The organism is Pseudothermotoga sp. (genome assembly GCF_031962025.1).
Classification (GTDB): domain Bacteria; phylum Thermotogota; class Thermotogae; order Thermotogales; family DSM-5069; genus Pseudothermotoga_B.
Window position 1 is genome coordinate 151975 of the sequence record NZ_JAVRKW010000001.1, and the last position, 12114, is coordinate 164088.

Genomic DNA, 12114 nt, shown 5'->3' on the forward strand with positions numbered 1-12114 from the left:
AGGTGTTGTGAAAATGTACGTCTGTGGTCCAACTGTGTACGGGCTTATCCATATTGGTAATGCAAGACCGATGGTTGTGTTTGATGCACTAAGACGGTATTTTGAGTACAGAGGATATCGCGTAATTATGGTCCAGAATTTCACTGACATAGATGATAAGATCATCATTCGTGCGAATGAACTGGGTGTTACCTTCAAAGATGTCGCAGAAAGTTATATATCTGAGTACTGGCGTGATGCAGCTACACTGGGTGTCAGAGCTCCGAATTTTGCACCCAAGACTTCAGATTTCATTTCGGAAATAATCTCCTCAATCCAGGAACTGATCAAAAAAGGATATGCTTATGTTGTTGATGAAGACGTGTACTTTGATGTCAAGAGCTTTCCAAGATATGGAGAGCTGTCTCACAGGTCACTGGAGGACATGATATCAGGTGCAAGGGTAGAAGTGAATGAGAAAAAGCGCAACCCGCTGGATTTTGCACTTTGGAAATCGGCAAAACCCAACGAGCCCGCATGGCAAAGTCCGTGGGGACTGGGAAGACCGGGATGGCACATAGAGTGTACTATAATGTCCACAAAGCTCCTTGGCTCTACGCTAGACATACATGCCGGTGGGGAAGATCTGATATTCCCTCATCACGAAAACGAAAAAGCACAGAGTGAAGCTTTAACCGGTCAGCCCTTTGTTAAATACTGGATGCACAATGGAATGATCAGATTCTCAGGTGATAAAATGAGCAAATCAACTGGAAATATCTTTTTACTGCGCGAAGCACTCAGAGAATTCGGGGCTGACGCACTCAAACTTTTCTTTTTGTCAAAACACTACAGGAGTCCGATAGATTTTTCCCAGCAGGCGATTATGAGTACCATGAAGGCTGCAAAACGTGTCTGGGAAACCTTCAGTAGGTTTGAATCAAAGTATCCAGTACCACCTCTGGTGAAAAGTGATCAGTGGATTGATGAGAAAAGATCCATTTTCTGCCAAGCACTTGACAACGATTTCAATACACCCGAAGCTGTCGCAATGATTTTTGACTTGGTAAATGAATTGAACCGGGCAATGGACGACGGTAAAGATGAAATGGCTTTGAAAATTTATCATCTATTGAGAAGAGAATTCTGTCCCGTTCTGGGATTGTTTGAGCTTCCTCATCGGTCAACCGACAGATCTGTAAAAGAAATTCTTCAGATTCTGATCGATGTGCGAAACGAATTGAGATCAAGAAAGATATACGACTTATCCGATGAAATTCGTTTCAGACTCAAAGAAAATGGAATTGAGCTTAAGGACAAACCCGATGGAACAGAATACATTTTGGAGGTGTGATAAATGTGGGAACATGTGAAACTGACAGATCCAGATGTTTACCAAGCGATAATAGGTGAATTGCAAAGAGAGGAATACGGCATCGAACTCATAGCCTCAGAGAACTTCGCTTCCGTTGCTGTCATGGAAGCAATGGGGAGTGTTCTGACAAACAAATACGCTGAAGGATACCCTTCGAAACGATATTATGGTGGTTGCGAGTGGGTTGATAAAGTCGAAGAATTAGCTAGAGAAAGGGCAAAACAGCTCTTTAAGGTTCAATATGCCAACGTACAGCCGCACTCTGGTTCACAGGCAAACATGGCTGCATATCTTTCAGTAGCTGAAGCCGGAGATCTTTTGATGGGAATGAGCCTTTCACATGGTGGGCATCTCACACACGGTGCGGTTGTCAACTTTTCCGGTAAGCTGTTCAGAGCAGTTCAGTATGGTGTAGACCCAGAGACTGAAATGATAGATTACGATCAGGTAAGAAAACTTGCGCTCGAGCACAAGCCTAAGATCATAGTGGCTGGTGGAAGTGCATATTCCAGAATAATAGACTTTAAACGCTTCCGTGAGATAGCCGATGAAGTTGGTGCATATCTTGTGGTTGACATGGCTCACTTCGCCGGACTGGTTGCCGCGGGTATCTATCCAAATCCATGTGAATATGCACACATAGTCACCTCAACCACTCACAAAACACTCAGAGGACCGCGTGGAGGTTTGATTCTTACAAATGATCAGGAAATCTACAAGGCGATAAACAAGACCGTCTTTCCAGGTACTCAAGGTGGTCCACTGATGCATGTCATAGCTGCAAAAGCAGTTTGTTTCAAAGAAGCAATGACTGATGCTTTCAAAGAGTATCAAAAACAGATAGTTGCAAACGCAAAGACCATGGCTGAAGAACTGTCCAATTTGGGATTGAGAATAGTTTCAGGTGGCACCGATACACATTTGATGCTTGTGGATTTAAATCCGCTGAATGTAACAGGAAAAGCAGCCGAAAAAGCACTTGAAAGTTGTGGCATAACTGTCAACAAGAATACCATTCCAAATGAAACACGTTCACCTTTTGTTGCAAGCGGTATCAGAATCGGTACGCCAGCTGTCACCACAAGGGGAATGAAGGAGCAGGAAATGAAACAAATAGCTCATCTCATTCTCAAAGTACTCAAAAACATACTCAATGAAGATGGTAAAATACCAGATTCTATCCAAACAGAAGTCAGAGAATCTGTCAAAAGTTTGTGTGAGCGCTTCCCATTGTACGTTGGAAAAATCACATTCTAAATAAAAAGGGCGTATGCGAATACGCCCTTTTTATCTTTGCTCAAAGGTTCTAACTTTTTCGTTTTTCAATATGTCCAGAACATAGTCCACGGCATAATCAAATTCAACTTCAGATTGAGCTTGATTCAGCAGGTTCTTAACCTGCACTGTGTTTTTCAAAAGTTCATCCTCGCCTATTATAATCGCGACAGTGGCATTCAGCCTGTTTGCATGTTTGAGTTGCATTTTGATCTGACGCGAATTGATATCGCTGATCACCACTATTTCACGCATTCTTAAAGAATTTGCTAATTCAAGTGCCTTGGTGATAGCCTGCTCACCAATAGGAGCTATATAGACATCGCACTGTGAAGGCTGTGGTATCTGTAATTTTTCAGATTTTATAGCCAGTATGAGTCTTTCGATTCCTGCGGCAAAACCGAGTGCCGGAAGGTCTGTACCACCCAGTTCCTTGCACAGACCATCGTATCTACCACCACCGAGTATTGTGCTCTGAGCACCCAGTAAATCGTGTTTCACTTCGAAAACCGTCCTTGTGTAATAATCAAGCCCTCTCACTAGGTTTCCATCTTCTTCAAATGGGATATTCAATTTTTCCAGAATGTGTTTGAGCTTCTCATAATGTGCTCTACATTCATCACACAGATATTCAACTGTTTTTGGTGCTCTCTGTGCTATTTCAATGTCTTTTTTGCAATCCAGAAGTCTCATGATATTGGATTGAAATCGTTTCTTGCAGTCATCACATACTTCTTCATAATGCTGGGTATAATATTGTTTTAAAGCGTTCCTGTATTCTATTCTGCATTTGGGACAGCCTATGGAATTCACGTATATCTTGTAAAGACTCAATCCAAGAGATTGCAGGAATGAATTTGCAAGCTGAATGATTTCAGCATCTGCTGAAGGTTCAGCGGACCCTATCAGTTCTACTCCAAATTGGTGAAACTGTCTGAGCCTACCGGCTTGAGGCTTTTCATACCGAAACATTGGTCCAATGTAATAAAATCTTTGCGGCAAACCATCGTTGATCATCGAATTTTCTATGAATGCCCTTATAGTTGGAGCGGTTCCCTCGGGTCTGAGTGTCAAACTTCTGCCGCCTTTATCGACAAAAGTGTACATTTCTTTTTGAACTATATCTGTTTCCTCTCCAACACTGCGCATAAAGAGTTCTGTTGATTCGAAAATCGGTGTTCTTATTTCTCCATATCCAAACAACTTAGAGACGTGCCTGGCTTTGTTTTCAACAAAGGTCCAGTATGAAATTTCCTGTCCGTAGATATCGTTTGTTCCCTTAATGCGTTCGTATTTCAGAATTCAACCCTCCCTTGATTCATGATACCACAGCACCGATCTTGCTGAGTACACGCAAACACTCCTGATCATTTTCTAAGATTTGTATCACCTGACTGATATCCTTGAAAGGTCTTTTGAGCAGGATTTTCTTTGCTCGTTTTTCACCAATTGTTGGAATTTGAATGAGCTCCTCGTACGAAGCTGTGTTCAAATTCAATGGATATCTGACAGCTGTAATCGATCTTGGACCGTGGTCAACCACCACAACATCTGAAACAGTTGTCAATTGCCCGGCTACACCAGCTAAAACAGGATAACTTCCAAGTTGTCTTGCAAATGTGATCTTTCCCTCCTGGTACTCAGGATATACATTGCGCAGCACACAACCAACCGGGAAAACCTTTTGAATCATCGGTAGATCGATCTGTTCTCTTATTTTCTGTTTGTACAATCTGAACATTTCCCGGTTCATTTTCAACCTCTTCATCTGGGTGAATCTGTACAGAGGTGTGTCGGGTTCAACGATTACCTGTCTGATGTTGATCCTTCTTAACAGTAAGCCCATATCCAGTATCGACTTCAACCACCTGAGATTTTCATCGTAAGTTTGCTTTGTTTCTCCAATCAATCCATACAGTAAATTGATCCCTGGAAGCAGTTTTGGAACGCCATCAATTCTTACACCGCCGATTTGGTTTACCAGTTGGATGGCTCTGAGTACCTGCTGCGGTGAATTCATTATGTTGTTCTTTTTGATAACCTCAAGATCGAAACTTTCAACGCCAAAAGATAAAACATCACCGGGTGTATTCCATTTCACCATCGTTTGAAGAATTTTGGTACATTCTTTTTCATAATTTGCTATAAAAGCTGGGTTGGCATTATCGTGGTGCAAAACATTTATCTGAGGGCATCTTTCCCAGATAGTTCTGTACAGATCCTCGAAAACCGCAGGACATGGTTTACCGTCTTTATCAAAATAGTATGCTAGAACATTTGCAGATCTTCCAAATCTGAAAGCCCTGCAGCCGTTTTTGTACAGTTCCGTGATCTCATCTACAACATCCTCAACAGGTCTGGAAGAAAACTTTGGATAGAAGATGGGTTCTACACAAAAACTACAGTGAGTCTTCCTTTCGCAACCACGTGAAAGTTCCATCTCGCATATGATGTTCGGATACCTTGGATGCTGTTTAATTATCCAAGCACCTGACACAGATGCCATTTTAACGATTTCCCAGTTTTTCATACCTTCTTTTGAATCGAAAAGGCGGTTGTATAGATCGGCGGCTATATCTGGACCGAGTATGTGATCTGCGTCGAGTTCAGACCTTGTTGCTCTGGTTCCACCTTCACGCGCCTGGAAAAAAGAAAAGGGACCGGCAACAAAACGAATGCTTTTCTTGCAAAGTTCCAGTACTTTTTTGAGTTCGCTGTAGGACATTGGCTCTCCACCTACATATCTGCCGGGGACAGTTATACCTGCAATGATCAAAACAAGATCAAAACGAGTTAATTGGTTCCAGAGATTTTCATTGCGCACCTGATCTATGGTGTAATAAGTCACGTCGTAGTTTTTCATTGTGAGAATTCCAGCGGCATAACGAACGTAATGGCTTACATAAGGGGGTACCCCAAAGGCAGCCGGTTCATCTACATAACCATCTAAAATCAATGCCTTCATGGTTTTATTTTTCTAACAACTGTTTGATTTGTTTCAGGACGTTTTCATCCTGGGTGATCACATATATGTAATAACCCTGACCGCTGCATTGGAGCATTTTCTCGTTTTGTTCTGTGTTCACATTGACTTCTTTTGAAGCGTATACCACTTTTAAGATAGATCCAGATTTGTGATTAGCCATGATCAAAATGACCTGTTCTTCACCGATTTTAAGACGTGAAATTGTATACCAGGATACTGTTTGCAAGATCTCTTTGATCTCATTTGGAAAGTTGATGGTCGTTTCACTTGGACGAATGTTGTATTTGCTGGCGACTTCATCGAATTTTTGTGAAAGCGGTTGCACTCCTTCGTAAGTTAGCTCCGTTGTCATACCCTGAAAAACACGGGTTATTTTCTCGGGGTATCCTTTTTCATTTATTATTGCCGTGAAAAGACCAGACGGTGAATCGACAACAACCCTGTATTTTCCATCAATTTTTTCTGTCTTTGAAATACCCACCTGTTTTAGCTGTCTTATGAAGAGATCTTCAAGATCAAGGATTTCAAGCGGTGATATGCGCAGATTATTCGGTTCTCCTATGACGAATGAACCGGAGTGTTTTGCCCAGATCAAGATTATCGGTGACAGAACCTGAACGATTTTATCCTCAGGCCATCTGTAAACCAGTTCAATTCTGCTTTTATTGCTGGTACCACGTTCTATCACAACTCGTCTTCCAAAATAAGAGTTGGTCAAAAAAAGATCGATAAATGACTGACAAAATGCGGCTACAACACATGCAACAATACAAAAGGATATCAAAGTTTTTCTCATTTCATCCATCGCTCCTAAGGCAACTCAGAAACCATCTCCAACTAACTTGACTAAACTGAGATAATCAAAGACTTCACTCACAGAAGCTTGCTGAGATCTTACTGTAATCGGAATCTTTGTCGGCAAGATGTTGAGCGTGATAAAAAACAACGCAACAGCTACAGATGCAGCTATTAATACTTCTGAGAGCAATTCTCTTTTCCTGTGAACCTTTGACATTATGCGTTTTTCGAGAATTTCACTTGGTTTGTAATCATACCGCAATTTCATGACCTGTATCGTGCTGGCATACATCTTCACATCTTGCCTTGTTTTTTCGTCTAATTCTTCTTTGGACAATTCTCCATCGAGGAATTTTTGAAAACTCTCCTCGTTCATTCATTCGCCTCCTCAAGCAACTTCTTGAGTCTTTTTCTTGCATAATGAAGACTACTCTTGACACTCCCAACTGGTTTATCGACTATCTGGCTGATTTCTTCGTAACTCAATCCGTCAACATCTCTGAGCTTTATCAATAATCTATCGTCTGCCGATAACTTTTCTATTGCATCCATGATCTTCTCATAAGCTATTTCTCCGGTTGCTTGTAAAACTGTATCAGATTCTGATACTGGATGTGGCATCGTACTTTCCTCATCTTCTGTGAAATCTGTCAGTATTTCGTTTCTTTTCCTATATTTTGACAGGTAATCTTTGCAAACATTGATCGCTATTCTGTAAATCCAGGTAGAGAGCTTGGAATCTCCTTTGAATTTTTTAACGCCTTTGAAAATTCTCAACATGACTTCTTGGACCACATCATCGACATCATCTGCTCCTAAGTAAGTTCTTGCAACGCTCCCTATCCTGCTGGCGTACTCTCTGTAAAGCCATCTGTATGCCCAATCTTCGCCACGTCTGAGTCCTTTGAGGAGTTCTTCGTCTTGCATTGTTTTCCTCCTATTTTGACATGAGAGAACTTCTAAAAGTTCACCGGCAGATCACTCTGTTTGCTTCGCATTCGATTGTACCAATCTCTTTGAACACAATTTCACCAACAGGATTATCGATACCCGCAAGATAATCAGATAAGTGCAAATGTAAACATTTGACCCTTCTCAAGTCTCTTATGCCACCGCTTCCAACTTCGCTCAATTTTTCCTTTATATTTTCATCGTTGATCAGCTCGGCTCTTATTTGCTGAATTTTTTTGTGAGCTCTGAGATACCTATCTTCGAACACTGGATCTTGTGATATCAATTCTTCAAATTTTGAAATCCATCCAGCTGCTTCCAAACGCGAAACTGATTTAACCAGATAAGGACAGGTCAACCAGTAAAGAGTTGGAAAAGGTTTTCCATCGATCACCGGACAGCTTTCGATCAACATTGGATAGCCATATCTGCACCTTTTCACAACCCGATTTATTCCCTTTGGAGAACGACCTATCTGTTTTTTGATTTTCAGAAAATCCTCGCGGCAAATGCTTTCCAATTTTGCATTTCACCCTCAGAGAGTATTTCAAAATTCTTATCCTGTAGATGTTTTCTGACGAGCGACTCATCTTTTATTGGTATACCAGACACGATCAATACAGATCCAACATTGGTTACCCTGTCAATTTGATCAATCAATTTTATTATCACCGGTGTCAATATGTTCGCAACCACAAGATCGTATTTACCATCGACGTTGCTCACCAGATCAGAAAGTACTACATTTACATTTACTCGATTTTCCCGTACAAATTCTCTGGCAACATCAACGGCAACTGGATCGTTATCAACGGCTGTAACTGTTTTTGCACCGAGCTTTGCGGCTATAATTGCAAGTATTGCCGTACCGCAACCGACATCCAGAACGCTGAAGGTATCTTTTAGGTACCTGACCATCAATCTGGCTGCAAGAACTGTTGTGGGATGATCGCCTGTGCCAAAGGCTGCTGATGGCTTCATTTTGACAACTGTGGCATCTTGCTTGTTGAATCTACCCTTTGGATCTACCCAAACACCATCGACGATCTCAAAAGGCTCAAGCTTCATATACTTGAACCAGTCATTCACCTGGGAGCTTTTCTTTTCAACAAGCTCACTACGAGTTAATTTTAGAATGTGTCTGACAAATTCTTCATCATCTGTGTACAGGATTACTTTTGTTCTATTCTGTTCATGTTCCACAGCGTAATTGAAAAAATCTCTTGAAATCAGTTCTTCTTCGAGAATTTCTATATCAGCAGTTACCAGATGCCATTCACTTATTTTTCTGAGCATTATGCTTTCCCTTCGAGTTCATTTTTGATGAAATTTGGAAGTACAAAAGCCGCCTTATGTATTTCTTCGTTGTAATACTTGAGATCCTTAGACATCTTTTTTGCATCTTCAACTCTGAAATCTTTCATTGGATCTGTTTGCTTTGAAGCAAAGATGTACAACCAGTAACCAGAAGGATATGTTGGCATGAATCCTTGATACACTCGAACAATCGGGAAAGCATTACGAACCCTTTTATATGCAATTTTAAGCCATCCGAAATCGTATAAAGGATTCTCAGCCTCTGCTGTCATTACACCATTATCTTTGAGTGCATCATAACAGGATTTATAGAAATCCTGTGTAAAGAGATGTCCACCCTCGCCAGCCGTTGGATCTGTTGAATCGATTATTATGACGTCAAACTGATTTCGAACGTGTTTTATGTATTCCGCACCATTTTCAAAGACTAACTCAACTTTTTCGCTTTCTAAAGCTACTCCGGTTTTGAGATATTGCTTTGAAACTTCAACTACACGTCTATCTATCTCGCAAAGAACTGCTTTCTCAATCTGTGGATGTCTGAGTACTTCTCGCAATGTTCCGCCGTCACCGCCGCCGATGATCAAGACGGATTTTGGATCTGGGTGTGAAAACAGCGCAACATGTGCGAGCATCTCGTGGTACATGAATTCATCCACATCTGTTGTCATGGTGATTCCATCCAGTGCAAACACCCTGCCCAGAGTTGGGTTGTCAAAGATATCTATTCTTTGATACGGAGTTTGTTCTGAGTGGATTATCCGGCTTATTCTCATCACAAGACCGACATCTCCGCCGGAGAAATAGTCGAAAAACCACAGATGTTTTCCTGGGACAACTTTTTCAGACACTGTATACTCCTCCCTTCACTGCTTTGTGTGGCGAATTCATTGGTATACCTATTGCTCTGTAATCGCCTCGAGTATGCTCAAAAACTTGTGTCCTCTTTGCATTGAAAGCTTCTTTTAAATAATCAAAGGCTTTCCATGGGTCGGTGTCCTCTCCGCATGTGAACAAGTCGATTGCGGCATAGCCGTATTCGGGCCAGGTGTGAATCGTCAGATGTGATTCAGAGATGACAACTACACCGCTCACTCCGTAGGGGAGGAACCTATGGAACGAGCTACCAACTATTGTTGCACCGGCAACAATAGCAGCATCTTTCATCTTTTGTTCAACAAGTGCCACATCGTCAAGTGCCTTTTGATCACAGTCGTAAAACTCCGCAATCAGGTGTCTTCCCAGACTTTTTTTCATTGCCAATCCCTCCCCATCAATCGATTTCTATCCACAGAACAATTGCATCCTTCTTTTTACTTGGATTCTTCAGAAAGTGTTTTTTATCAGCTCGGTAATAAAAACAATCACCCTGTGACAGTCTGTACCTTACGCCATCAAGCCATAAATCCACCTTACCTTGTAAGACATAACCAAATTCGTCACCCTCATGGTAATCCTCTTCTTCTGTTTGTGCACCGGGTTTGAGATTTACCAGAACAGGATCTATTTTTTTTGTCTCAACATCGCTCATCAGCAATTGCGAAGTAACCCCTTCTGGTTCATCATAAACTGGTATTCTGTCTTCTTTTCTAAAGACTATTTTGCTTTCTTCTTCAGAAAAAAATGCTTTTAGATCAGTTCCAAGTGCACGCAATATTTTCTCCAATGTGTCGACGGACAAAGATGTCTTATTGCTTTCAAGCTGTGATATAAAACTTCTTGAAAGATCTGTGCGCATCGCCAGCTCTTCCTGCGTTAATCCACGGGACATTCTCAGTCTTTTTACCTTTTCCCCTATATCCATGAAAAACACCTCAATTCCTTTTTAGAAGCTGACATCAAAGCATTTGTCCAGTATATTGTTCACATCAAGTCAACTTACGTTGTCATTATATGCATGTATTTCCGGAAAAAATACTAAGAAATTTTTAAGATTCATTTACAATAGAGATCAGACACACGATCCTTACGAGTTTATCGATACGTACTGGTTTATAAGCAAGACTCGTTAACTATTGTGAACATCAGAGAAATCATCAACCCGTTTTTATTTCTTACTGATTCTTCTTTTTTCGGAAAAATTGTTGTATATTATTAATTGCCATGGACGAGTTTGATCTTATGACATATCTGAAAAATGTCCAGTTAAAAGAGAAAATAGACAGCAGAATCTCATGGGATGAATATTTCATGAGAATATGTCAGCTTGTAAGTGAAAGATCTACCTGTACTCACAGAAAAGTAGGAGCAGTTATAGTCAGGGAAAATAGGATCCTTGCCACGGGATACAATCAGCCTCCTTCTGGCTTTCCACACTGTGATTCAATAGGCTGTATAAGAGATGATCTTAAGATACCTTCTGGTAGAAATCAGGAGATTTGCTACGGATTACACGCAGAACAAAATGCGCTGATGCAGGCAGCTAAATTTGGGATCTCAACAAACAAAGCAACCATTTACGTGACAACAAAACCATGTTCGGTATGTGCAAGGCTTATAATAAATGCGGGCATAGTACGGGTCGTTTATTTTTCAGATTACCCCGATCCGTTAACTGATTATTTTTTCAAAACTTGCGGGATAAATGTGCAACTCGTTGGAGGTGAATATTTTGAAGGTTGAAAAACTGACATCTTATTTACGTCACGACCACTGGCCAACTATATGGTGTCCGGGCTGTGGAAATGGCATCGTATTAAAGGCATTTTTGCAGGCTGTTGATAACCTTGGCATCAAGCAGGAACGGATGGCTGTTGTATCAGGTATAGGATGTTCATCCAGAGCCACTGGTTATATAGATTTCAATACCTTGCACACATTGCATGGAAGAGCTATCGCATTCGCAACAGGCGTGAAACTCGCCAAACCCGATTTCCAGGTTGCTGTACTTGGCGGTGATGGTGATATCCTTGCCATAGGTGGGAATCACTTCATTCATGCTTGCCGCAGGAATATCGACATCACAATTGTTGTTTTCAACAACATGATATACGGCATGACAGGCGGTCAGAACTCTCCTACCACGCCGTTTGAAAAAGTTGCTTCGACAACACCTTATGGCAACATTGAAAAACCATTCGATGTTGTTAAAATGGCAATCGCCGCGGGTGCCACTTATGTTGCAAGAGCGACTGTATACCATTATCCGCTTTTGGTACGCTATATAACCAACGCTCTGAGCCACAAAGGTACATCTGTTGTGGAAGCGGTTACAAACTGTCACACCTATTACGGAAGGTATAACAAAATAGGTGATGCTCCAGAGATGATTGAATATTTCAAGAAAAACAGCGTCATGCTGGACAAAGCTAAGCAAATGTCTCAAGAAGAACTCAAAGACAAGATAATCATCGGAGAATTTCACCAGGAAGATAGACCGACCTTTCACGATCTTTACCAGGCTGCAACGAGCCAGATTGCCAGATAAGGAGGT

The 12114-nt window shown here is 41.2% G+C and carries 14 protein-coding genes; 4 read left to right on the plus strand and 10 right to left on the minus strand.

Translation table 11 applies throughout. The annotated features are described in order from the left end of the window. Together cysS and glyA are read left to right on the plus strand one after the other, a co-directional pair. Nucleotides 1–1333, plus strand: a 1333-nt coding sequence (cysS, locus tag AC4E92_RS00865; protein ID WP_490238689.1) for a cysteine--tRNA ligase, incomplete at its 5' end; no start/stop codon positions are given. 3 nt (nucleotides 1334–1336) lie between these two features. Continuing rightward, on the plus strand, nucleotides 1337–2611 hold the full coding sequence (glyA, locus tag AC4E92_RS00870) for a serine hydroxymethyltransferase (protein ID WP_490238690.1): 1275 nt from the start codon (nucleotides 1337–1339) through the stop codon (nucleotides 2609–2611). A gap of 30 nt (nucleotides 2612–2641) precedes the next feature. On the opposite strand, the gene hisS is transcribed toward glyA, so the two are convergent. From hisS to AC4E92_RS00920, 10 genes are read right to left on the minus strand one after another with little or no spacing between them, the layout of a single operon-like run. Then, nucleotides 2642–3928: a histidine--tRNA ligase gene (hisS, locus tag AC4E92_RS00875; RefSeq protein WP_490238880.1), complete on the minus strand. Its 1287-nt coding sequence runs from the start codon at nucleotides 3926–3928 to the stop codon at nucleotides 2642–2644. A 19-nt stretch (nucleotides 3929–3947) separates the two neighbouring features. Then, nucleotides 3948–5594 (minus strand): radical SAM protein, encoded by a 1647-nt coding sequence (locus AC4E92_RS00880; RefSeq protein WP_490238691.1) that lies wholly within the window; start codon nucleotides 5592–5594, stop codon nucleotides 3948–3950. Between the two features lie 4 nt (nucleotides 5595–5598). Then, nucleotides 5599–6411, minus strand: coding sequence for a hypothetical protein (locus tag AC4E92_RS00885; RefSeq protein ID WP_490238692.1), 813 nt, complete (start codon nucleotides 6409–6411; stop codon nucleotides 5599–5601). A gap of 24 nt (nucleotides 6412–6435) precedes the next feature. Further along, the gene (locus AC4E92_RS00890; RefSeq protein ID WP_490238693.1) at nucleotides 6436–6789 is read right to left on the minus strand and encodes a hypothetical protein; all 354 of its coding nucleotides are present in this window, start codon (nucleotides 6787–6789) and stop codon (nucleotides 6436–6438) included. Continuing rightward, nucleotides 6786–7340, minus strand: coding sequence for an RNA polymerase sigma factor (locus tag AC4E92_RS00895; protein ID WP_490238694.1), 555 nt, complete (start codon nucleotides 7338–7340; stop codon nucleotides 6786–6788). The genes AC4E92_RS00890 and AC4E92_RS00895 overlap by 4 nt, the downstream gene beginning before the upstream one ends. A gap of 40 nt (nucleotides 7341–7380) precedes the next feature. Further along, on the minus strand, nucleotides 7381–7884 hold the full coding sequence (locus AC4E92_RS00900; RefSeq protein WP_490238695.1) for a DUF501 domain-containing protein: 504 nt from the start codon (nucleotides 7882–7884) through the stop codon (nucleotides 7381–7383). After that, on the minus strand, nucleotides 7854–8660 hold the full coding sequence (locus tag AC4E92_RS00905) for a 50S ribosomal protein L11 methyltransferase (RefSeq protein WP_490238696.1): 807 nt from the start codon (nucleotides 8658–8660) through the stop codon (nucleotides 7854–7856). The genes AC4E92_RS00900 and AC4E92_RS00905 overlap by 31 nt, the downstream gene beginning before the upstream one ends. Then, complete coding sequence (gene speE, locus AC4E92_RS00910; protein ID WP_490238697.1) at nucleotides 8660–9532, minus strand: polyamine aminopropyltransferase; 873 nt, start codon at nucleotides 9530–9532, stop codon at nucleotides 8660–8662. Before speE ends, AC4E92_RS00905 begins: the two co-directional genes overlap by 1 nt. Continuing rightward, nucleotides 9525–9938 (minus strand): adenosylmethionine decarboxylase, encoded by a 414-nt coding sequence (gene speD / locus AC4E92_RS00915; protein WP_490238698.1) that lies wholly within the window; start codon nucleotides 9936–9938, stop codon nucleotides 9525–9527. The genes speE and speD overlap by 8 nt, the downstream gene beginning before the upstream one ends. A 16-nt stretch (nucleotides 9939–9954) precedes the next feature. Beyond that, nucleotides 9955–10485 (minus strand): helix-turn-helix domain-containing protein, encoded by a 531-nt coding sequence (locus AC4E92_RS00920; protein ID WP_490238699.1) that lies wholly within the window; start codon nucleotides 10483–10485, stop codon nucleotides 9955–9957. Between the two features lie 299 nt (nucleotides 10486–10784). On the opposite strand from AC4E92_RS00920, the gene AC4E92_RS00925 reads away from it, so the two are divergent. Beyond that, nucleotides 10785–11303: a deoxycytidylate deaminase gene (locus tag AC4E92_RS00925; RefSeq protein ID WP_490238700.1), complete on the plus strand. Its 519-nt coding sequence runs from the start codon at nucleotides 10785–10787 to the stop codon at nucleotides 11301–11303. Then, nucleotides 11293–12108, plus strand: coding sequence for a 2-oxoacid:ferredoxin oxidoreductase subunit beta (locus AC4E92_RS00930; protein WP_490238701.1), 816 nt, complete (start codon nucleotides 11293–11295; stop codon nucleotides 12106–12108). The genes AC4E92_RS00925 and AC4E92_RS00930 overlap by 11 nt, the downstream gene beginning before the upstream one ends. Nucleotides 12109–12114: the final 6 nt, after the last annotated feature.

Excerpts from the sequence above, each read along its gene's own strand:
- glyA (WP_490238690.1), top strand. The coding sequence starts at position 1,337 with ATGTGGGAACATGTGAAACTGACAGATCCAGATGTTTACCAAGCGATA.
- AC4E92_RS00880 (WP_490238691.1), bottom strand. The coding sequence starts at position 5,594 with ATGAAGGCATTGATTTTAGATGGTTATGTAGATGAACCGGCTGCCTTT.
- AC4E92_RS00885 (WP_490238692.1), bottom strand. The coding sequence starts at position 6,411 with ATGAGAAAAACTTTGATATCCTTTTGTATTGTTGCATGTGTTGTAGCC.
- AC4E92_RS00890 (WP_490238693.1), bottom strand. The coding sequence starts at position 6,789 with ATGAACGAGGAGAGTTTTCAAAAATTCCTCGATGGAGAATTGTCCAAA.
- AC4E92_RS00895 (WP_490238694.1), bottom strand. The coding sequence starts at position 7,340 with ATGCAAGACGAAGAACTCCTCAAAGGACTCAGACGTGGCGAAGATTGG.
- AC4E92_RS00905 (WP_490238696.1), bottom strand. The coding sequence starts at position 8,660 with ATGCTCAGAAAAATAAGTGAATGGCATCTGGTAACTGCTGATATAGAA.
- speD (WP_490238698.1), bottom strand. The coding sequence starts at position 9,938 with ATGAAAAAAAGTCTGGGAAGACACCTGATTGCGGAGTTTTACGACTGT.
- AC4E92_RS00920 (WP_490238699.1), bottom strand. The coding sequence starts at position 10,485 with ATGGATATAGGGGAAAAGGTAAAAAGACTGAGAATGTCCCGTGGATTA.
- AC4E92_RS00925 (WP_490238700.1), top strand. The coding sequence starts at position 10,785 with ATGGACGAGTTTGATCTTATGACATATCTGAAAAATGTCCAGTTAAAA.